At 61.3% G+C, this 20,533-nt stretch carries 18 protein-coding genes and 1 pseudogene; 13 read left to right on the forward strand and 6 right to left on the reverse strand.

The window, feature by feature from the left end:
• Positions 1-220 precede the first annotated feature (220 nt).
• Positions 221-1,963, reverse strand: coding sequence for an adenylate/guanylate cyclase domain-containing protein (locus AC13QO_RS17375; RefSeq protein WP_488541367.1), 1,743 nt, complete (start codon positions 1,961-1,963; stop codon positions 221-223).
• 856 nt (positions 1,964-2,819) lie between these two features.
• Here AC13QO_RS17375 and AC13QO_RS17380 point away from each other — a divergent pair.
• From AC13QO_RS17380 to AC13QO_RS17390, 3 genes and pseudogenes are all read left to right on the forward strand, one after another.
• On the forward strand, positions 2,820-3,260 hold the full coding sequence (locus AC13QO_RS17380; protein WP_488541368.1) for a GFA family protein: 441 nt from the start codon (positions 2,820-2,822) through the stop codon (positions 3,258-3,260).
• A gap of 399 nt (positions 3,261-3,659) precedes the next feature.
• A pseudogene (locus AC13QO_RS17385) lies at positions 3,660-4,576 on the forward strand (IS110 family RNA-guided transposase).
• Between the two features lie 653 nt (positions 4,577-5,229).
• Positions 5,230-5,841 (forward strand): phosphotransferase-like protein, encoded by a 612-nt coding sequence (locus AC13QO_RS17390; RefSeq protein WP_488541369.1) that lies wholly within the window; start codon positions 5,230-5,232, stop codon positions 5,839-5,841.
• Between the two features lie 20 nt (positions 5,842-5,861).
• Here the strand turns inward: AC13QO_RS17390 and AC13QO_RS17395 are convergent, their stop codons facing one another.
• Positions 5,862-6,800, reverse strand: a complete 939-nt coding sequence (locus tag AC13QO_RS17395) for a diacylglycerol kinase catalytic domain-containing protein (RefSeq protein WP_488541370.1) — start codon at positions 6,798-6,800, stop codon at positions 5,862-5,864.
• Positions 6,787-7,821, reverse strand: coding sequence for an SPFH domain-containing protein (locus AC13QO_RS17400; protein WP_488541371.1), 1,035 nt, complete (start codon positions 7,819-7,821; stop codon positions 6,787-6,789). Before AC13QO_RS17400 ends, AC13QO_RS17395 begins: the two co-directional genes overlap by 14 nt.
• Before the next feature lie 127 nt (positions 7,822-7,948).
• Between AC13QO_RS17400 and AC13QO_RS17405 the strand changes: the two genes are divergently transcribed.
• The 8 genes from AC13QO_RS17405 to AC13QO_RS17440 all read left to right on the forward strand — a co-directional run bounded on the left by AC13QO_RS17405 (position 7,949) and on the right by AC13QO_RS17440 (position 17,308).
• Entirely contained in the window at positions 7,949-8,644 is a 696-nt protein-coding gene (locus AC13QO_RS17405; RefSeq protein WP_488541372.1) for an NUDIX hydrolase, read from the forward strand.
• Between the two features lie 227 nt (positions 8,645-8,871).
• Entirely contained in the window at positions 8,872-9,192 is a 321-nt protein-coding gene (locus AC13QO_RS17410; protein WP_085781329.1) for a hypothetical protein, read from the forward strand.
• Positions 9,193-9,410: 218 nt separating this feature from the next.
• Positions 9,411-11,264: an ABC transporter ATP-binding protein gene (locus tag AC13QO_RS17415; RefSeq protein ID WP_488541373.1), complete on the forward strand. Its 1,854-nt coding sequence runs from the start codon at positions 9,411-9,413 to the stop codon at positions 11,262-11,264.
• Between the two features lie 82 nt (positions 11,265-11,346).
• Positions 11,347-12,351: a LacI family DNA-binding transcriptional regulator gene (locus AC13QO_RS17420; protein WP_285192269.1), complete on the forward strand. Its 1,005-nt coding sequence runs from the start codon at positions 11,347-11,349 to the stop codon at positions 12,349-12,351.
• Positions 12,352-12,387: 36 nt separating this feature from the next.
• Entirely contained in the window at positions 12,388-13,680 is a 1,293-nt protein-coding gene (locus tag AC13QO_RS17425; RefSeq protein ID WP_488541374.1) for an ABC transporter substrate-binding protein, read from the forward strand.
• An 89-nt stretch (positions 13,681-13,769) separates the two neighbouring features.
• Positions 13,770-14,702 (forward strand): carbohydrate ABC transporter permease, encoded by a 933-nt coding sequence (locus AC13QO_RS17430; RefSeq protein WP_285192271.1) that lies wholly within the window; start codon positions 13,770-13,772, stop codon positions 14,700-14,702.
• The gene (locus tag AC13QO_RS17435; RefSeq protein WP_488541375.1) at positions 14,695-15,588 is read left to right on the forward strand and encodes a carbohydrate ABC transporter permease; all 894 of its coding nucleotides are present in this window, start codon (positions 14,695-14,697) and stop codon (positions 15,586-15,588) included. The genes AC13QO_RS17430 and AC13QO_RS17435 overlap by 8 nt, the downstream gene beginning before the upstream one ends.
• A gap of 4 nt (positions 15,589-15,592) precedes the next feature.
• On the forward strand, positions 15,593-17,308 hold the full coding sequence (locus tag AC13QO_RS17440) for a glycoside hydrolase family protein (RefSeq protein ID WP_488541376.1): 1,716 nt from the start codon (positions 15,593-15,595) through the stop codon (positions 17,306-17,308).
• A gap of 75 nt (positions 17,309-17,383) precedes the next feature.
• Here the strand turns inward: AC13QO_RS17440 and AC13QO_RS17445 are convergent, their stop codons facing one another.
• Positions 17,384-17,887 (reverse strand): YciE/YciF ferroxidase family protein, encoded by a 504-nt coding sequence (locus AC13QO_RS17445; protein WP_085781335.1) that lies wholly within the window; start codon positions 17,885-17,887, stop codon positions 17,384-17,386.
• A 285-nt stretch (positions 17,888-18,172) separates the two neighbouring features.
• Between AC13QO_RS17445 and AC13QO_RS17450 the strand changes: the two genes are divergently transcribed.
• Both AC13QO_RS17450 and AC13QO_RS17455 read left to right on the forward strand, forming a co-directional pair.
• Entirely contained in the window at positions 18,173-18,700 is a 528-nt protein-coding gene (locus AC13QO_RS17450) for a sigma-70 family RNA polymerase sigma factor (protein WP_488541377.1), read from the forward strand.
• Between the two features lie 125 nt (positions 18,701-18,825).
• Positions 18,826-20,148, forward strand: a complete 1,323-nt coding sequence (locus tag AC13QO_RS17455; RefSeq protein WP_488541378.1) for a cytochrome P450 — start codon at positions 18,826-18,828, stop codon at positions 20,146-20,148.
• A gap of 42 nt (positions 20,149-20,190) precedes the next feature.
• Here AC13QO_RS17455 and AC13QO_RS17460 read toward each other — a convergent pair whose 3' ends face one another.
• Positions 20,191-20,364, reverse strand: coding sequence for a hypothetical protein (locus AC13QO_RS17460; protein WP_488541379.1), 174 nt, complete (start codon positions 20,362-20,364; stop codon positions 20,191-20,193).
• Positions 20,361-20,513, reverse strand: coding sequence for a hypothetical protein (locus AC13QO_RS17465; protein WP_210632049.1), 153 nt, complete (start codon positions 20,511-20,513; stop codon positions 20,361-20,363). The genes AC13QO_RS17460 and AC13QO_RS17465 overlap by 4 nt, the downstream gene beginning before the upstream one ends.
• Between the last annotated feature and the right edge of the window lie 20 nt (positions 20,514-20,533).

Below are 20,533 nucleotides of genomic sequence, written 5' to 3' on the forward strand. Positions count from 1 at the left end.
CCTGCTGCCGCTACAAGCGCCGCAAGGCAGGAACTGCCTCGGCTTAGAAAATCTTAAGTCGATGATTCTACGTGTATAATTTCTCGTACGGAAGCCAAATCGACCGTTGCTTTCGTTACTTCGGCAAAGCCATGGTTCATGCTCTTTCGCGGGCATGGCATCCTTGCGGCGCCAGAAGAGCAAATTAGCGCCCGTAAACCACTGGATGGAAGGCAATATTTTATTCCGGCAGTCCGGCCTTGCGCAACGCCAACGCCAGCCCATTCATTAGCTGAGGCCGCACCACGTCCATCCGGACAAACTCGCCTATCGTCCAGCCAGGCGCGACCTGCAGGAGGCGCCCGGCAGCGGCTTGAGCGGCCTCCAGCCGATCGAGATTGGCATAACTTGCCACTAGGCTGGCATGAAGGATGCTAAAACCGGGGTTCACCTGGATGCCGAGAGCTGAATACTTTACCGCCTCCTCGAACTGCGAGGTAAACAGGCTGACCCAAGCCAATGCGAGATAGGAATGGTAGTTCATTGGATCGAGTGGGCTTAGCCGAAGCGCCTTGAATGCATGGTCGCGTGACCGGTCGTAAGTTTCGTTGAACATGTGGACCATCGCGCTTAATCCGTAAGCGAGCGACGAATTGCCGTCCAGCATCAGTGCCCTGTCAAGCGCGTTGATCGAGCGCTCGTAACCGTGGGTTATCGTGGCATGGACGAAAGCTCCGAGGCAAAGCGCCTGCGGATCGTCCCGGCCGGTCGCGAGTGCCGCGTGCGCGTGTCTAAGCGCAGCGGCTCTATCCTCGGGATGGAAGCCGCCGCGCAGGAAACGCTGCTCGTATCCCCAGGCGGCATAGCCATGTGCGCAGGCGTAGTCGGGATCAAGACGCAAGGCCTCTCTCAGCAACCGCAGGGCTTCATCAGACTCCGCCGGCGTGTTGGCATAAGTGTGCGGCAACGCGCGGAGAAAAAAATCATAGGCATCCAGGCTGCCTGGCCGTTTGCGTCGCGCGCGCTCGATCTCCGCCCGCCGGATCGTCGGCTCAAGTGTACCAACGATCCGCTCGGTTAGCTGATCCTGCAGATCGAAAATGTCCTCCGCTGCGCCCTCAAACCTGTCGGCCCAGATATGGGTTGCGTCCCGCCCTTCGATCAGTTGCGCAGTGATGCGCAACCGGTTCGCTGAGCGCCGGATACTGCCTTCCAGCACATAGCGGACACCAAGTTCTCTGGCGATCTGCCTGACGTCGATGGCCTTATGTTTGTATGCGAAGGTGGAGTTTCGCGCGATGACGAACAGGCTCGGAATTTTGGAAAGATTGGTGATGACATCCTCGACCAGTCCATCCGCAAAATACTCCTGTTCTGGATCGCCGCTCATGTTCTCAAAGGCCAACACGGCTATCGACGGCCTATTCGGCAGGGCAGGTGGCCTCGCCAATCGCGTCTCCGGTGAAGTCCCTTCCTGCACGAGGCGATGCACCGTGATCGGCTCGGTGATATTCTTGACCTGCTGCTCCCCCATCGATTCAAATCCGAAGGCAAGTGTCTTTTCGACCTCCCGCACGACTTTGCCGGAGATGCAGATGCCACCGGGATCAGCGAGTTGCTGCAGACGCGCCGACACATTGACGCCTTCTCCATAGCGGTCATCGCCGTCGACAATGACTTCACCGAGATTGAGCCCAATCCTCAGCTCCAGCCGCTCGTTTTGCGGCACCTTCGCATTGCGCTCGTTCAGCGCGCGCTGCACCGACACCGCGCATTCCACAGCATCCACGGCGCTGCCGAATTCGGCGAGCAAGCCGTCGCCCATGAGCTTGAAGATGCAGCCGCGTCGCTTGGTGACTTCTGGTTCGATCAGCGCTTTGCGCATCGCGGTGAGACGCTCGAACGTGCCCGTCTCGTCCCGCTCCATCAGCGCCGAGTACCCGACGACGTCGGCCGCTAAGATAGCCGCGAGCTTCCTGTCCATCTACCCCCTCACATGAAGACATGCCGAACATTAACATAGAAGCGGAAAGCCACCTAGGAGCCTTCCCGGCAGCAGCAGCAAATGCGGGCAAGATGAAGCATCACCACATCAGTTGTCCGCGGACAACCCATCCAGGAGATGCCTGCCGAACATGCCGAAAGAAGATCTTACAGAACCTGCGCGGACAGAAAGCCGTTGACCCGCCGCTGCAAAAGAGCAAACCGGCGGCAGGCAGCCACGACGCCAACTGGCCTCATGTGGCGACAACTAGGTGGCCCTCGTTCGCGACCGATCATAAATCGCCGCCTCCCCGGTTGTCCGCGGACAACGACGCAGGAGATCATCTGCGCGATATCGCTGGTAGATATCGGCTTGAATTCGCCGCATTGCGGCACTACCTCGTGATGAGCCGAAGCGCTGCCCTCCTAGCTGCTTTGGCCCGATAGACAGCACTCCTCCTCCCATGCTGTCGGTCACTATCGAAGCCCGGCGCACTCTCCCGCGCCGGGCTTCTGTCAGGGCGATATCAAACCCCCACGCCGTTCGAAGCCCTCATGGGGCACCGCAGGGTCACTCCCTCGTCGCCGCCGACACCCTCCAACGCCTCTCGTCGACCTCGGCACTCACCAACGGACGTCAGCCACGGCATCCTCCGCCAACCCTCATGCTGAGGTGCGCAGCCGGCAGGGCGGAGCCTCGAAGCACTCGCAGCAACGCCGCTCCTTTCGACGCAACTCGCACCCACGCCCATTGAAGTGCTCTTGAGCGCCGGCGCGGTAACCTCCTACACTTCTCATGGGACGCAGCGCTCTAACCGACCACGAACAAGATCAGCAAAAAGCAACCGAGGTGACGGATGAACAGGCTTGCGCAATGCCATTGCGGATCACTCCGCGCAAAGACATCAGGCGATCCGCTCATGGTGAGCATCTGCCACTGCCGCGATTGCCAGCGCAGAACCGGCGCAGTGGCCGGCAGCGGCGCGATCTTCGCGAAGGCGGAAGTGATGATCGAGGGGGATCGCAGGATCTTCGAGCGGGACGCCGCGCAGAGGCGCAAGGTGCGATTCCATTTCTGCCCGAACTGCGGCACGTCCCTATACTGGGAAGGCGATTTCAATCCCGACCTCTACATCGTCGCCGTTGGCGCGTTCGCCGACCCGGCATTTCCACCGCCCCTGGTTTCCGTCTACGAGGAGTCCAGGCACGATTGGTTTCACCTTCCCGATGGGGTGAAGCGCGCGCAACGCGGGCTGGTTTCGGCAGCGGCTGCGGACAAGGAGCAGGGCAGCGGCTAGCGGCCTTGGTGGCCGTGCGCCATGAGGGCGGCTCCTCTTCGGCAGCCGGTGCGGAGCGTGCGGCAACACCGCTCCTTGCCTTTGACACCTGCGCACCCGCTCCGACCTTCGAGGCCCTTACAGGCACCTCAGGGTGAGTCTCTCTTGGGCGTCGCACCCGCACAAAATCATACGGCGCCCGCCATCGACACGGCCTCGCCGACGCCCTCCAAGGCGCGGCATCCCCCAACATCCCTCATCCTTGTACGTTGCCGTTGGCGTATAAACGGGCTGCGCGACCGACGGGGATGCGTGTCATCCTTGCGTTTCGAACTCGTGCCCCAGCGAGCATCTCCGTCGCGATGTCTTCGCTCGAACGGTTGATTGGGCTTCGAGCCCGCGTTGCAAGGAAAAGCACCCATGCATATTGCCCAAGCTTTCATGGTCGGCATCGATGTCTCGAAAGCCCATTTCGACGTGGCCGCCGAGGGCAAAGCCGCGGTTGTCCGTTTCGACAACGACGCGCCAGGCCGGGCCGCGCTGGCGACGGCGATAGCCGGCGCCGAGCTGGCCGTCGTCGAGGCCACCGGCGGTTACGAGATGGCGATCGTCAGGGCGCTGATGGCCGCCGGTATTGCCGTCGCCGTTGTCAATCCCCGCCAGGTGCGCGATTTCGCCAGGGCCAGCGGCCGGCTGGCCAAGACCGATCAGGTCGACGCCCGCGTCATTCTCTACTTCGCCAGAGCGATGCGGCACAGATCCCCCATATCGACGACGGTCGCATCGCGCTTGCTGCCCTGGTCGCCCGCCGCCGCCAGCTCATCGACATGGCGGTCGCTGAGAAGAACCGCCTCGAACACGCCCCGCAAGCCGTCGCCACCCTGATCGGCGAGACCCTCGCCGCCCTCAAGAGCCAGCTCGCCCGCGTCGATGCCGCCATCGCGCTCGCCATCGAGGCCGAACCCGACATGGCTGCACGCCGCGACCTGCTGCTGACCGTGCCAGGCATCGGCGAGGTCGGCGCCGCCGTGCTCATCGCCGAACTGCCCGAACTCGGCGCCATCGACGACAAGAAACTCGCAGCCCTCGTCGGCGTCGCCCCGGTCGCCCACGACAGCGGCACCTGGCGTGGCCAGGGCCACATCGCCGGCGGCCGCGCCACCGTCCGATGCGCCCTCTACATGGCAACGCTCTCGGCCATTCGCTGCAGTCCGGCCATCAAGGCCTTCCACAAACGACTGCGCGATGCCGGCAAACCGCCCAAGGTCGCGCTCGTCGCCGCCATGCGGAAATTCATCGTCATGATCAACACTATCATCAAAAGACGAACTCCATGAAGCGAACCGCAACAACACGTTTGCTGAGGCGCGGAGGCCAAGGGCCGTAGCCTCGAAGGACACGCCGCAGCGCCGCTCCTTGCATCAATCAACGTGCGCGCCCGCTCCTTTCCGGAGCAGCAGTCGATATCCCGACGCATTTCGGTCATCAGCCGCCGCTCAGCTTCATTGCTACGAAAACTCCTCGTCTCCGCTCAAAAGTGACAGCATGCCGTGAGAAGACAGCAGAGAAGTAAAGGAACCAAACCTCGATATTACTTCCCTTTCTGGATCAATAACAAATAAATCAGCGCGTTAGCCCCTATATCGTTGCAAACTCCAGCCGCTTGGCCGGCATCACCACCCTGGTGTCCCGGCATTAAATTTGAGAAAATTCGCTTCGATGCCATCTCTGAAGATGACGCCGCGTTCAGGCATCTCGGAAAACGATGGCGAGCGGCTGATTCCCGGGAGACGATGCCCACGGCAAGGCGGTTACCAACATGGTAGGCATTTGATGAGCCTTTGAGACGACCAAAGGAAGCGACGGCTTTTCGAAGCCGCGCTACGATTTATGATCTTATAAGCCCGACCAAATCGGTCACCGCCTCTTAATTGTCGATTGCAGTGACTGCGAGGTTCGAGAAGTCAGCTGTGAATAAGGAAGACAGCCCATGAAACTATTTATTGTTCTCTTGGGCTTTCCCGGCGTCGGAAAGCTGACGATCGCGAGAGAACTAAGCCCGCTCCTGACTGCAAAGGTCATTGACAATCATTGGTTCAATAACCCGATACTGCGTCTGCTCGACGACGACGGAATGACGCCTCTCCCGAATGGAGTATGGGCATATACCGCAAGAGTCCGACAAGCCGTCCTAGATGCGATTGTCGCTTATGGCCCTCCTTCGGCGAATTTCATTTTCACGCATGCCGGCATAGAAGGTGATGAACGTAGCAATCGCACCTTTCAGCAGATTGCCGGCGCGGCCCAACAACGCGGGGCGGTGCTGGTGCCCGTGAGATTGCTCTGCGACGAGGAAGAGTTGGCGCGTCGCGTGACCACACCGGCGCGTCGCGAGCGGTTAAAGTCCGTTGACGTGCAGGCTGCCAGGGAGAAAAGCAGACGAGCCCAGGTCCTCCACCCCCAACACCCGTTTACGCTGAATTTGGATGTCACTTCAAAGACGGCGGAAGCAAGCGCAGCAGCGATTTACGATTATATCTTAAAGGTAACAGCCGGCGATCTCGGTTCGCTCCAGGACACCGGTGTCATTACCCTACCATAACCATCCGAACCTCAGCTCCCTCACACCACCAGCATCCCCTGCCGCTCAGCCAGCGTCACCTCCGCCCGCGTGCCGGCGTTGAACTCCAGAAAATCCGCCTCGATGCCGTCGCTGAAGATGACGCCGTGTTCCGGCATTTCGGAGACGATGGTGAGCGGCTGGTCCTGAGAGACGATGCCGGCGACGATGGTGGTGCCGGTGGTGCGGCTGGGGAAGGGTTCGCGCACGAAGTAGCGCAGGTAATCCGCATCCCAGGCGAAGGACATGTCGATCGTCCGGTCGGCGGGTTCGAGCCCCAGCGCGCTCGCGGCTCCGAGCCAGCCGGAATAGAGGCTCTTCAGCCAGCCAGTCGAGCCCATGCCCGTCGAGACGATGATGCCGCTCGAGGACTGGCGTTCCTCGCGCTCCTCTGCGTGAAGGATGTAGCGCGCCGAGACGTGGGTTTGCGGCCCGATGAAGAGGTCGTTGACGGCGTGGATGACGGCGCCGGTGTTGAGCGTCGCCTTGGCCATGCTGACCTGTTTGATGGGCCGCTTGTTCTTGAGCGCCTCGCCGATCACTCTCGGAAGGCTCTTCGGGTTGAAGGGCAGCAGCAGGCCGTCCCAGCGCCTGGGATCGGGGTTGACCCCGAGCACCGGCTGCCCGTCGAGATATTTCAGCGTATTGGCGACCAGGCCATCCTGGCCGAGCACCACGACAACATCGTCGGGAGCGAAGACGAAGCTCGCGAGGTAGCGGCGGTCGAGGCGCTGGACGCGGGCGACGGCGCGCAGGCTTGCTTCCACCTCTGATATAGCCGTTTCGTATCGCTTCTTCTCGGCGAGGTAGTCGCTGAAGTCGGCGCCGAGATGTTCGACATAGAACTGCGCTTGCTGCACCGTGTTGAATCGGGCGATGAGTTCGTCGAGCCGGGTCGGCCTGACGACAAGGATGATCTTGCGCTCGTCAGAGACCGGCACGGTCCTTGCCCTCCTGCGGCTGCAAGATCTCCCTGAGAAGATCGGGCGAGACGTTCAGCTGGCCGATCTTCGTCGCATTGTCGGCAAGGTCGCGGAAGGCGAGCGCCATCAGCTGGCCCGGCTGCATACCGACCGAGGCGAGTGCCTGCAGCACTTTCGGATCGGCCTCTTCGAAGGATTTCATCATCGCCGTCAGCGCATAGGCCTGCGCGTCGGCCTCGGCCCGGGCATTGGTCGCCGCCAGCGTCACCAGCTCGCGGTTCTGCTCTTCGAGCGCGATCTTGCCGGCCATTTCTTCCCGGCGGATTTGCAGCTGCCGTTCCTGCACGGCGCGTTCGGCCTCCATCTGGGCTTCGCGCACCTGCCGCCTCTTGTTCTCCAGGGTAATCTCGGTGGCGATCTCGTTTTCCTTGATCGTCCGCTCCTGCTCGATCGCCGCGTTTCGCCTGCTATAGATGGCCTCGTCGGCCTGCCGCAGCAGGGCTTCACGGGCATGTGCTTCCAGCGCCTTTGATGTCTCGGCCTTCGGCATCACGGCAAGCAGCGACAGGCCGAGAATCTCCAAGCCGAGCGCTTCGATCGTCGGATGCACCTTGAGCGCCTCGGCCACGCCGGCGACGAGCGCCTCGCCCGAAGCAAGAACCTCCTTCAGCGACAGCGTCTGCACCTCGGCGCGCATCGCCACCTGAACGCGGTCGATCACGCGGGTCGAAAGCTTCTGCGGATCCTCCGAGACATAGTGGCCCCTGCGGTCGAGCGTGAAATTCAAAAGTGCCGCCGTGCGGCGCGGCTCGGCGATGCGGTAGGTGATCTGCCCCTGCACCGTCACTTCCTGGAAGTCTGATGTCACCAGAGGAAAGATGAAAGGATCGTTGACGCTGGCCGTCGGCACGAGCACGAGAGAGCTCGAAGGCGAGAAATGCCAGAAGGCAAGGCCGGGGCCCTCGCGGACGGCCTTGCCGTTCTGATATTGGATGACGTATTGCGTGGGTTCCGTCTTGATGAAGCGAAGTCCGAACATATCCGTTTTCCTGTTCTTGGCGCGAGCCCCTCGCTCGTGTCGAAAAAGAAAAACATGACTTAGTGACAAATGTCAACTAACTTAGTTGAAGATTTACACTAAGGCTCACACCTGCTATGTTCCCATCATGACGACACACGATAATGACGCCTTCAAACCGATCGCGACCGTCGATCTCGCCATCTTCTCGCTGTCGCCGGCGGGCCTCTCCGTGCTTCTGGTGCGACGCGCGAACGCGCCCTTCACCGGCGACTGGGCTCTGCCTGGCGGCTGGATCCATATCGACGAGGATGCGGATCTGGAGGGCGCGGCGCGGCGGGTTCTGAAGGAAAAGACCGGCGTCGAAACACCCTATCTCGAACAGCTGCAAACGACGGGGAACCGCGATCGAGACCCGAGGGGCTGGAGCATCAGCATCGTCTATATCGCGCTGCTTTCGGCCGACGACGTCGCCGAACGGCAGGATGCGCTGGCTAAGGAGGCCGAATGGCGGCCGATAGAAGGCGACGGCGTCGGCTTGTCCCTTGCCTTCGACCATGCGTCCCTCCTCAAGGAGGCGCTCGGCCGCATCCGCAGCAAGGTCGAATATTCGAATATGCCCGGCCATCTGCTACCGGCCCGCTTTACACTCAGCGAGCTGCAATCGGTCTATGAAACCCTTCTCGGCCGCAAGCTGGACAAATCGGCTTTTCGAAAGCGCATGGCGGAGGCCGATTTCCTGGAGCCGGTCGAAGGCGAGATGCGCCGGGCGAGCAACCGGCCCGCCCAGATGTTCCGCTTGAAGGACGCCCAGTCGCTGGTGCTGTTCGACCGAAGGATCTGAGCCGTCCGCGCCCAGCGGGGCGCCAGATCAGGCATTCAGACGCTGCTGCTTTTGCTGGTCGAAGAAATCAACCCGTGGAGCGGTCTGCCGCTCATCCTCCCGCTTGCTGCCTGCAATCCGGGTCGCAGGCCATGGATGCATTTGTCTTCCACGGAAGCGGAACAATGATCTGCCGGCGAGGTTGTGAATAGGCCTAGCATGCAAAGATCCCCAAGGAGGACAATAGAATGCGTATGAAACTCGTAGCAGCTTCACTTTTCGCTCTCGGCATGGCCACGTCGGCTTTCGCCCAGTCCAACCCGGCACCGGCCGGCGCCACGATCGACAAGAACCAGGCCGATCAGGGCGGCGGCGCCACGACAGACACGAAGGCCAAGAAGCCGATGGCCACTGATACCACCACGACCGGCTCAACAACCAGCGGCACGATGAAAATGGACAAGACCAAGTGCCCGAACCCGGTCAACAACTCCGCCAATCTCCAGACGCAGGGCGGCACGAGCAACGCCACGCCGATGGACGAAGCCTGCGCAGCGCATAATAACTGAGCGACTTGCCTGCTCAATGAACCCCGCTTCGGCGGGGTTCATTCCGAGGGAAGGCATATCTGCCACCCTTCCACCGCTCACTTTATCCATTTCCACAGCCTCCCGTTTCCAGACATTCAGCAAAATTCTAGTTGAGATTGCAGGCGCGAGATGGTCCTATCGTACCTGCGAAGCCCTGAGTCCGCGCTCTCCTTCCGATATTTGAACCCGAGCGGCCCATGTCGATTTCAGATGCGATCTATCGTCCTTTCGAAACCCTGATCCGGCCGCTGGACATACCCTACCGGCCGCTGCCGTCGAAAGGGCCGGTGACGGTGCTCCTGCATTTCATCGGCATGTTTCGTGGCGTGCTGATTGCGCTGGCGCTTTGCTCCATGGTGTTCGAGGTGATCAACCTGACGATTGTCTGGGGGCTTTCGGTCATCGTTGACGGTGTGACTGAGGTAGGTGCTGCCGCCTTCCTGCAGAGTGAATGGCGGCTGCTGACCGTTCTCGGCCTCCTGATCTTTCCCGTAATGCCGATCGTGTCCTTCATGCTCAACACGCTGAACTCGCACACATTGGGCATAGCAATGCCGGCCGCCATCCAGTGGCAGGGGCACAAGGCGGTGGAGCGGCAGGATCTCGCCTTCTTCCACGATGTCTATGCCGGCCAGGTTTCCTCGCGGCTGCAGCAGGTCTCGTCCGCCGTCCAGCAGCAGATCCTCGCCGCTTTCCAGTCCATTCCGCGCTTCCTGATGCAGCTGGTGGGCTCGGTGATCCTGCTGAGCGCGCTTGCCTGGCAGCTTGCGCTGCCGGTCGTCGTGTGGATCGTGCTCAACGTCGCCTTCACCGCCAAGATCGTGCCCGTTTTCGTCGAGCGCTCGCGCCGCACCGCCAAGCAGCGCAGCCTGGTCGCCGGCGCCATCACCGATCTCTATACCAACATGCAGATGATCAAGCAGTTTGCGGCCGAAGACAGCGAGGCGGGCGCCATCCGCCGCATCATCGGCAAGGCGGTGCAGACGCAGCACAGCGAACAGCGCATCTACCGCTCGTCGGAAGTGACCGTCGTCATTTTCAATACGCTGCTGTGGCTGAGCATGCTGGCGGTCGGATTTTCCGGCCTCGTCAAAGGCTTCCTCACGGTCGGCGAGTTCGTCGGGGCGATCTATATCCTCCACCGGCTGTCGTCGCAGATCTTCGTCTTCCTGCAGATGGGCCAGCAGATCTTCCAGGCGATCGGCACGATCAAGGACGCCATGCCCGTCATGACGACGCCGCCCACGATCACCGACCGGCCGGATGCGACCAATCTCACGGTGCAACGAGGCGAAATCCGCTTCGAAAGCGTCCGCTTCGCCTACAAGTCCGGCAAAGCCGTGATCGACAATCTGTCGCTGACGATCCGGCCAGGCGAGAAGGTCGGTCTCGTCGGTCTGTCAGGCGCCGGCAAGACGACGCTCGCAAACCTGCTCCTGCGCTTCTACGATATCAACGAGGGCGCGATCCTGATTGATGCGCAGGATATCCGCGCGGTCACCCAAGCGAGCCTTCGCCGGGCGATCGGCGTCATCGCCCAGGATGTCGCGCTGCTGCATCGCTCGGTCGGCGACAATATCCGTTACGGCCGGCCGGAGGCGACGCGGGAAGAGATCGAGCGGGTGGCGAAGATGGCTAGCGCCGATGCCTTCATCGCCGATCTGACAGACAGCGAAGGCCGCAAGGGCTACGAGGCCTTCGTCGGCGATCGCGGCATCAAACTGTCCGGCGGCCAGCGCCAGCGCGTCGCAATCGCCCGCGTGCTCCTGAAGGACGCGCCGATCCTGGTTCTCGACGAGGCGACCTCGGCCCTCGACAGCGAATCCGAAGCCGCTATCCAGGAGCGGTTGAACCTCGTCATGGAGGGAAAGACGGTGATCGCCATCGCCCACCGCCTCTCGACGATCGCCAGAATGGACCGCATCGTCGTGCTCGATCACGGACGGATTGTGGAAGAAGGCCGGCCGGAAGAACTGGTCGAACGCGATGGGCTGTTTGCACGCCTCTGGAGGCGCCAGACCGGTGGCTTCATCCCTGAGGAGATCGATTGAGCGGGGCAGGGGACTGTCACCGCTTGACTCATCGGAAAGCGATTGATACTGATGTGGGTAATCGATAACCCAAAGCGAACCCGTGACTGCTTCACTCAACGACATAGCCGCCCGCGCAGGCGTTTCCGTCAAGACCGTGTCAGGCGCTCTGCATGGCGGTTCGGCGCGTATGTCGGACGAAACGCGCCAGCGGATCAAGGAGATCGCCGAGGAACTCGGCTATGTCACCAACTTCGCCGCGCGCAGCATGCGGCAGGGCTGGATGCCACTCGTTGGGCTCGTTGCCGATGATCTGATCACGTCACCCTTCGCGACTGAGATCATCAGGGGGCTCGACGGTGCCGTGCGCGCTTCCGACATGGCCGTCTTCGCCATGACGCTCGGCGGCCACCGCAGCGTCGGATCAATCCTCGACGAGATGCGGCGCTTTCGCCCGCGCGCGATTGCCTATGCGGCCATGTATCACAAAAGCGTCGACCTGCCGGCCGAGTTTGCCGACACGGTCGGCGTCATGATCAACTGCCGGGACGCCAATGACCGCGTGGCGTCCCTGGTGCCGGACGAAACGGGAGCGGCGATCGAAATGACGCAGTACCTGATCGAGGCAGGCCGTCGCAATATCGCCTTCATCAACCTGCCCGGCATTCTCGCTGGCGAACTGCGCGAACTCGGTTTTCGCCAGGCGCTCGATCATGCCGGCATCAACGGAGCCGGCGCCGTGGTCTTGCCGGCCGTCGGCAAGGCTGTTTACAGCGACCGGGCGCCTAGCCTCGTGGCAACGCATGTGCATGAGCTGATGAACGGTCCCCGGCCTCCCGATGCCATCCTGTGCGGCAATGACCGTGTGGCGATGGAGGTCTATGCCGCACTGCGCCGCTCGGGCGCGACCATTCCCGATGACGTTGCCGTTGCAAGCTTCGACAACCAGGTCGAGATCGCCTCACGCCTCGATCCGCCGCTGACAACAATGGCGCTGCCGCACCGCGCCATGGGTCGCCAGGCCGCGCACATCCTGCTTGCCGAAGACCGGCCTCCGGTCGGGGTGCAGAAACTGCCGTTCCAGTTGGTGGAACGGGCATCCGTGTAAATTGAGGAAGGCCCATTCAATTGAGGAGGAATTCTAATGGGTAAACGTTTACTTTGGTCTCTCGTCCTGTCTTCGGCACTTGCCGCCACTTGGGCTGACGCAGCCGAAAAGACCGCGATCCAGGTCATGCATCAGGGCGATCCGGGCTTCGTCGCCGCCTATGGCAAGGTCGCCGAGCGCTTCGAAGCCGCCAATCCCGATGTCGACGTCCAATTCATCTATGCGCCGCACGACGCCTATAACGAGAAGTTCAGCGCGGCCGTCATGGCCAAGCAACTGCCCGACGTCATGGAACTCGATGCGCCGTTCCTCGCCAATTACGTCTGGTCGGGATATCTTCAGCCGATCAAGCCGCTGATCGACAAGGACGTCCTCGACGACATGACGGAGTCCAACATCGCGCAGGGCACATATCCGATCGACAAGGATCTCTATGCGATCGGCCTGACGGACTCTTCCGTCGTTCTTTACGGCAACAAGAATTATCTCGAAGCGATCGGCGCCCGCATCCCGAAATCCGTCGACGATGCCTGGACGCGGGAGGAGTTCGAAACCTATCTCGAGAAGCTCTCGAAGCTCGATGGCGTGAAATGGCCGATTGACACCTTCCGCGGCTACGGCATCAAGACCGAATGGATAACCTATGCCTACGGCCCCATCCTGCAATCGGCCGGCTGCGATCTGATCGACCGCAAAGCCTGGAAATCCGAGGGCACGCTCGACAGCGACGCCTGCGTCGATGCACTCGCGATGATGCAGAAATGGGTTAAGAACGGCTGGGTCGTGCCACAGTCGGCCGGCACCAACCAGTTCTACGCCGAAGGCAATCCGGCGGCCCTGGCGCTCGGCGGACATTGGGTCTATGCGGAGGCGGTAGCCGCCATGAAGGACAACCTCGTCGTCCTGCCGCTTCCGAAGTTCGGCGCAAAGAGCGTAAGCCCCAATGGCACCTGGATCTGGGCGATCACCAAGACATCGAAACATCCCGATACCGCGGCTAAGTTCATCAGCTTCCTGCTGAAGGACAAGGAATACCGGGCCTATGTCGCAAGCCAATCCGGCTATCCCGGATTGAAGAGCTTCGCTGCCGAGTCTCCGCTCTATGCCGATGGCGGTCCGATGGCGATCGCCTTCGAACAGGCATCGAAGACCGCCGTCGCACGTCCGCCGCATCCAGCCTATCCCACAATCACGTCAGCCTTCATGCAAGCCGTCGACGAGGTGTTCAATGGCGGCGATCCCAGGGAGGCGCTCACAACAGCCGCCAAGAAGATCGACCAGGACATCGAGGACAATGACGGATACCCGCCGTTCGGTGACGAGCAATAATTGCCCTCGCCGACCAATCGGAGCCTTGCGATGTGTCCGTGTGACATCGCAAGGCAGAACCGACATCAAGCCTTGAGAGGAGGATCTGTATGGCCATGCAACAATCGACATCGTCGCGATCCGCCCGAATAACGCTCCGGCGTGACAAGGGACGGCTGATGCAGGAAGCGGCCATGCTCGCGCCGGCGGTCATCCTGTTAACCGTCTTTCTGATCGTGCCGTTCCTCCTGTCTTTCTGGACGGCGATGACCAACCAGCCTCTCGTGCCCCGGCCGACGCCCGTCCGCTTCGTCTGGTTCAACAATTTCATCCGCATCTTCCAGGACGATCTCTTCTGGACCGCTCTCTGGAACGTCTCGCGCTTCACCTTCTGGATCATTCCGGTGCAATGCGGCCTCGCCTTTGCGACGGCGCTGCTGCTGCATCAGAAGCTGCCGTTCCGCAATCTGCTGCGCGGCATGTTCTTCCTTCCGGCGATCACCTCGATGGTGGTGGTCTGCGTCATCTGGGGCACCCTGTTCCAATATCCGACGGGACCGTTCAACCAGATCCTCGGCTTTCTCTCCGGCGGAGCGATCCAGCCGATCGATTGGCTCGGCGATCCCGAATGGGCGATGTTTTCCATCGTCCTGCTCTCGGCCTGGCAGGCCTATGGCTTTCAGATGATCGTCTATCTCGCCGGCCTCCAGGGCATTCCCGACGAACTCTACGATGCCGCCAAGATCGACGGCGCCAACGCCTTCCGGCGATTCTGGCATGTCACGATGCCAGGCCTGCGGCCGACCCATGTCTTCGTCCTCGTGATCACAACTATCCAGGCATTCAAGCTCTACACCCAGGTCGCCATCCTCACGCAGGGCGGGCCGAAGAGCAGCACCGAGACGGTGGTGCATTACATGGTCCGCGCCGGCTTCGAAGAGCAGAAGATGGGCTATGCCTCCGCCGTGTCCGTCATCCTGTTCGTCATCGTTCTCATCATCGCGCTGATCCAGCGCCAGCTCCTGAGGCGCTTCGATGTCTGATATCGCTCTCTCGATCCCGCAGGCCCGCGTGGCGCGGCCGCGCTCCGCCGCAAGGGTTTTACGCATCGTCCAGACGGTTTCCATCTTCATCATTGCCCTGGTGATCGTCTCTCCATTGCTGCTCCTCGTCGTGGCGAGCCTCAAGGACGATCGCTTCCAGATTCTGGCCGATATGGGCAGTTTCCGCGCCTTCTGGGTTTCGAAACCGACGCTCTCCAACTATGCGGAGGTCGGCCACCTCTCGGGCGAACTCGCCTTCGGCCGTTACCTCATCAACTCGCTGATCATTCTGATCACGACGGTTTGCTCCGGCCTGATCGTCAATTCGATGGCCGGCTTCGTTCTGGCCTGGGGATCGCTCAAGGGCCGCGCCGTCATCCTGTCGATCGTGATTGCGCTTTATGTGATCCCGCAGGAAAGCATCATCATGCCCCTGGTGATGATGGTTTCGCGCGCCGGAATGGCCGATACCTTCGCAGTGCAGATCGTGCCCTGGGTCGCGAGCCCTCTCTACATCTTCCTGTTCTACCAGTTCTTCACGCAATTGCCGAAGGAACTGCTGGAAGCCGCCGAGATCGACGGCGCTTCCTTCTTCCGGGCCTATCGCTCGATTTTCCTGCCACTCAGCCTGCCCGCACTGGCCACCGTCTCGATCCTCATGGGCATCGAGACCTGGAACCAGTATCTCTGGCCGATCCTCGTCACCCAGACCGATTATGCCCGCCCGATCGCCGTCGCCATCGCGACCTTCTTCGGTCAGGACAGCATCTACTGGGATCGGGCGATGGCCGCCTCCGTATTGATGATGATCCCGATCCTGGGGCTCTACCTCGTTTTCCAGCGCTGGTTCGTGAGTTCCTTCATCGGCTCCGCCGTGAAAGGTTGAATTGATGACAAGCCAAGCGATGACTCCGTCCCATGAACGCGGGCCGGAGACGATCAGCGCCGTCCTGCCCGCGGGAGCGACGATCCACGCGTGGATCAAGGCCCGGCATGGCGCCGTGGGAAGTTTGACCGCCCATGTCGATGGCGAACCGGCCATCACTGTGGAAACGTCAAATCGCCATGAATTCGAGTTTCGGGTGCTGACGCTGGAAAGCGGTGGGGAAACCGACTTCTCCTACAATCCCGTGACGACGCAGGTCTCGGTTCTCTACGCCTTCCTTCAGCCCGGCGTTCTCGAAAAAGGCATCCGGATGCTGCATGTCGGGTCTTCCAACGTCGCACCCGAAATCTCCGGCGGCTATCACTTCCGCCCACCCTTCGGTTGGATGAACGATCCCAACGGTTTTGGTAGATTCGGCGGCAGGGTGCACCTGTTCTATCAGCACTACCCGCATAGCCTGCGGTGGAACAACATGCATTGGGGTCACGCTGTCTCGGACGATTTTCTTCATTGGACGCATCTTCCGATCTTTCTTCCGCCTTCGGACGAACTCGCGGCGCAGGCGGATGGGCGCGGCGGCGCATTTTCCGGCTCGGCGATCGCTCTTCCCAGGGATGAAGCCGGCGTTCGCATCTTCTTCACCGAGCACATGAAGGATCGGAAACCGGAGGAACAGGTTCAGTTCACAGCAACCAGCCGCGATCTTGTCAGCGTCGACCCGGCAAGCCTGATCCTGCCCGCGCGGCCCGCGGGCCTCGGCCTGACGACCGACTTCCGCGATCCCTATGTCTTCATGGGTCCCGATGACAAATGGAAGATGCTGCTCGGCACTCGGGACCGTGAGGGCGGCGTCATCCTGCTTTACGAAACGGACGATCCGGCTGCGGCGGCGGGATGGAGCTTCCTCGGCATGCTCCATCGCGAGAACCGCTTCGGGATGACGGCGGCGGAATGCCCCTGCCTGGTGCCCCTTGACGGTCCCGCAAACGACCCATCGACCCGCTGGGCACTGATCTTCGGTCTTCTCACAAGCCGCGATCCGGCAACCGGCCGGCGCAACATGACGCTTGCGACCGTCGGTCGCTTCGATGGCCGCAGCTTCGCCGTGGAATTCGAACAGGAACTGGATTTCGGCACCGACGCCTACGCGTTCCAGGCCTTCGTCGATGGCGGCGGCCCGGTCGGCATCGCATGGCTGGCGAACTGGACTGACGTCTCCAAGGATATCGACATGGCGACGGCGATGACGCTGCCGCGCCGACTGGCATTGCACGAGGGGGCTCTGATCACGCCACCGGTCGCCGGTGTCGAAAGCCTGCGGCAACGCCGGCTAGATGCCTATGGCCTTCTGGACGGCAAGGCGGTCGACCTCGCCAACGGCGCCGTCGAAATCCTGCTCACCCTCAAGGAGCCGGGCAAGGCGTTCCGCCTGGCGTTCGAACATCCGCAGGCGGCGCTCGAGGTCCTGTTGAACGACGATGGGCTGAGCATTCCCTTTTCGGTGGCGAATGCCAAGGTCTCGCCACGCTACATCGCCGCCGGCGCGCGCCCGTCGACCATCCGGATATTCCTCGATGCAGGTTCGATCGAGGTCTTCGCCGACGATGGCCGCTGGACCGGAACCAAGCGGCTGCCCGGCTTCAGCGGGGTAAGCTCGGTGCGTCTCATGGCGCCCGAGGGGAATGTGCTCGCTATCGAAATTTGGCAACTCGGTCTTTGATCTGCGAGGCAGCCCCGGGAAAAGCACGGCCGCCGGGGCGGCGGCCGTTGCGAAGGGACACCGCGGTCGAGCGGCTCAGGCTGCCTTGCCTTTGCCCTTGATATTGGCCGAGGACTCGGCGAGCCGCGTGAGCTTCTTGTCAGTCGCCTCTTCTTCGGCAAGCGTAGCCTGCAGCAGTGGCACTGCATCCTTGAGGCCGAGCTGCTTTGCCCAGGCGATCAACGTGCCGTAGCGGGCGATTTCATAATGCTCGACGGACTGTGCGGACGAAATCAGACCAGCATCGAGGGCAGCGGTGCCCTTAAATTCGTCCATGATCTCCTCGGCTTCGGCGATGATGCCCTGAATGGCCTCGCAGGTCTTGCCGCGTGCCGGTTTGCCGATCATTTCGAAAACCTGTTCGAGGCGTTCGACCTGCGCCTGGGTCTCGTCGCGATGCTGCAGAAAACCGGCCTTGCCTTCTTCCGATTCCGCGGCGCGGGCCATCTTCGGCAGGGCCTTCAGGATCTGCTTTTCGGCGTAATAGATGTCCTTGAGAGTATCGAGAAACAGATCGTTCAGAGTCTTCTCGGTTGCCATTTAATCCTCCTGTGGCGTGTCGTGACGACAATCAACTCTCGCATCGGTCGGATGTTCCGATCGGAAATATGACGCCCCCTTGGGCGGGGGCGTCATCTCTGTCCGGCCAAGGAAGAGACCGCCCGATCGAGAGTATCGGGACGGCGATCACCGAACGATTGCGGGACGCCGTTGTTCCCGTCCACGAGCCGGCGAGCAGCCGCCGGCCAAGCCGGACTTGTGTCCGGTATCGTACGGCAACGAATAGGGAGCCAGCGACTTTCCTTCTCATCCCAGGAGAGAAAAATGGCTTCCTCGTCTTCAGTACGCCCCGCATCGCATTGCAAAGAAAAATCCGCGATCGAGCGGGAGATCGTCGAGCTGACACCAGCATTGCGCGCCTTTGCCCGAAGGTTCCTGCGCAGCGATGACGACATTGACGACCTTGTTCAGGAAACCCTGCTGAAGGCGCTGAACTCGCTTCACCTCTACCAGCCCGGCACCTCGCTCAAATCCTGGCTTTTCACCATCCTGCGAAACACGTTCTGCACCAATTATCGGCGGAAGAAACGCGAGCCGGGTGGAATGGACGCGGCGATGGAACAGGTGGCGATCGCCCCGACCCAAGAGTGGGTGCTGCGGGAGCACGAATTGCAGCGGGCATTAACCCTTCTTTCCGACGACAGGCGCCGGGCTCTGACGTTGGTGGCTGCCGGAACGAGCTATGAGGACGCCGCCAAGATGTGCGGGTGCCGGATCGGCACCTTGAAAAGCCGTGTGAGCCGCGCCCGCGAGTGCCTGATTGCGATGCTCGGAAACCATCTCGTCGATTGAGCCCGCTGCGCCGGCCGCTTCGCCTCGAGCGGAACAAACGGTCGTGGTCCTGGTTCCAAGCCCAAATCGATAGGATCGGCCGATCGAATCGATATGGGCCAACCGCCGGGCCAGGCTGAAGAGTCATGAACGCGCGAAGCCACGCCATCTTTCCCAGAGTTAATCGCGCCGGATGGCTCGATACGCTGCAAGTATTGACGGTGGTCGTGGCCCCAACGGTTGCCAAGGGCATCATCATTCGCCGCCCGACAATGGAGCGTCTGGCGGAGCGGCAAGGCTTCGACAGAACCGCCGTGGAACAGATGCAGCGGCTGAGAAACAAATACGGGCCGGCTCCTCTTCTGCTGCCCATCCCATTGCGACCACAACTGCTGATCCTCGATCCGGCCGATGTCGCCACGGTGCTTCAATCGTCGCCCGAACCGTTTGCCGCGGCGACGACGGAAAAGCATGCCGCCCTTGTTCACTTCGAGCCGAAAAACGTCCTTATCTCATCGGACTCTCGGCGCGCCGAGCTTCGGCCTGCCCATGAGCACGCTTTGGCAACCGCAGACCGGCTGCATCCATATGCGATGCATTTCAAGAAGATCGTCGACGAAGAATTCCTGCAGGTCCTGAACTTACCCCGTGAGCTCGATTGGCCGGTCTTTTCGCAGGCCTGGTTCCGGATCGTCCGGCGAATTGTCCTCGGCCAACGAGCGCGCAACGACGTCACATTGACCGAGACCTTGAACGAACTTCGAGGCCGGGCGAACTGGGCATTTGCCGCCCCGGTCGATCAGCGCAAGCTTGCTCGGTTTCACGACCAGGTCGGCCGCTATCTTCGAGAGCCGGAGAAGTACAGTCTTGTCAATCGGTTTCCCAGAGGCGATGAGCTTGCTCCGGAAAACCAGGTGGCCCAATGGCTATTCGCCTTTGATGCAGCCGGAATTGCCGTTATGAGGACGCTCGCCTTGCTGGCCTGCCATGTGAGCTACTGGGGCAAAGCCGTGGAAGAGGCCGTCGGCGGGGATCTCGATCGGCCCTTCACACGCAGTTGTCTGCTAGAGGTTTTGCGTCTCTGGCCGACGACGCCCGCCATCCTCAGGCAGCTGACCAAGGAAATCCAGTCAGGCGACAGGGTCATCGCTCGCGGCACTGGCGTCATCATCTTCGTCCCCTTTTTCCATCGAGACCCCGCGCTCCTCTATGCCAATCGGATGGAACCGAGCATCTGGGGACAGAACGATGCGTTGCCGGCCGCAGGGCTCGTGCCTTTCAGCGCCGGTCCTGTCATATGCCCGGCACATAATCTCGTGCCGACGATTGCAAGCCTTGCCGTGGGCACATTCTTGTCGGCCGCCGAGATTGTGCTGCTGCATCCCCCTTTAGACGTCGCCAATCTTCCCGGCACTCTCAATCACTACGGCATCCGGCTTAAGCTGATTGCGCGGCGCAGGGAGAAATAGATGCTGCCTCAATGGCCGCGGCACATTTCAGGTCGCGCCGGCTCACAGCCTTTGCATGACCCCGTAAACGAGGATCAAGATGTAGAGCAGAAAGGCGATAGCGACCACGGTCGCGATCACAGCGATGACCAGCCACAGGGTTTTCAGCGCATCCCGCTGCCCTTCGTCGCTCGGCCGGTCCAAGCGGATCGGGTCGTCTTTCGGCCACTTCGTCAAGGATTGGCTTCCGTTGAAGATTGCGTGGGCTGACCGCTTATGCTGATCGAGTTCCACGAGAGCGTAGCGCCGAACACGATCACGAGCCCGACCAAGAGAATGGCTCCCAAATAGATCATGAAAGCGCGACGGTCCGATTCCTGGCTCATCTTCTCTCCTTCGGTCCTCG

This window comes from Rhizobium sp. CNPSo 3670 (assembly GCF_057784555.1).

Bases quoted from the DNA above. Each gene is read 5' to 3' on its own strand.
- AC13QO_RS17375 (WP_488541367.1), bottom strand. From the start codon at position 1,963: ATGGACAGGAAGCTCGCGGCTATCTTAGCGGCCGACGTCGTCGGGTAC.
- AC13QO_RS17380 (WP_488541368.1), top strand. From the start codon at position 2,820: ATGAACAGGCTTGCGCAATGCCATTGCGGATCACTCCGCGCAAAGACA.
- AC13QO_RS17390 (WP_488541369.1), top strand. From the start codon at position 5,230: ATGAAACTATTTATTGTTCTCTTGGGCTTTCCCGGCGTCGGAAAGCTG.
- AC13QO_RS17400 (WP_488541371.1), bottom strand. From the start codon at position 7,821: ATGTTCGGACTTCGCTTCATCAAGACGGAACCCACGCAATACGTCATC.
- AC13QO_RS17405 (WP_488541372.1), top strand. From the start codon at position 7,949: ATGACGACACACGATAATGACGCCTTCAAACCGATCGCGACCGTCGAT.
- AC13QO_RS17410 (WP_085781329.1), top strand. From the start codon at position 8,872: ATGCGTATGAAACTCGTAGCAGCTTCACTTTTCGCTCTCGGCATGGCC.
- AC13QO_RS17415 (WP_488541373.1), top strand. From the start codon at position 9,411: ATGTCGATTTCAGATGCGATCTATCGTCCTTTCGAAACCCTGATCCGG.
- AC13QO_RS17425 (WP_488541374.1), top strand. From the start codon at position 12,388: ATGGGTAAACGTTTACTTTGGTCTCTCGTCCTGTCTTCGGCACTTGCC.
- AC13QO_RS17430 (WP_285192271.1), top strand. From the start codon at position 13,770: ATGGCCATGCAACAATCGACATCGTCGCGATCCGCCCGAATAACGCTC.
- AC13QO_RS17435 (WP_488541375.1), top strand. From the start codon at position 14,695: ATGTCTGATATCGCTCTCTCGATCCCGCAGGCCCGCGTGGCGCGGCCG.
- AC13QO_RS17440 (WP_488541376.1), top strand. From the start codon at position 15,593: ATGACAAGCCAAGCGATGACTCCGTCCCATGAACGCGGGCCGGAGACG.
- AC13QO_RS17445 (WP_085781335.1), bottom strand. From the start codon at position 17,887: ATGGCAACCGAGAAGACTCTGAACGATCTGTTTCTCGATACTCTCAAG.
- AC13QO_RS17450 (WP_488541377.1), top strand. From the start codon at position 18,173: ATGGCTTCCTCGTCTTCAGTACGCCCCGCATCGCATTGCAAAGAAAAA.
- AC13QO_RS17455 (WP_488541378.1), top strand. From the start codon at position 18,826: ATGAACGCGCGAAGCCACGCCATCTTTCCCAGAGTTAATCGCGCCGGA.
- AC13QO_RS17465 (WP_210632049.1), bottom strand. From the start codon at position 20,513: ATGAGCCAGGAATCGGACCGTCGCGCTTTCATGATCTATTTGGGAGCC.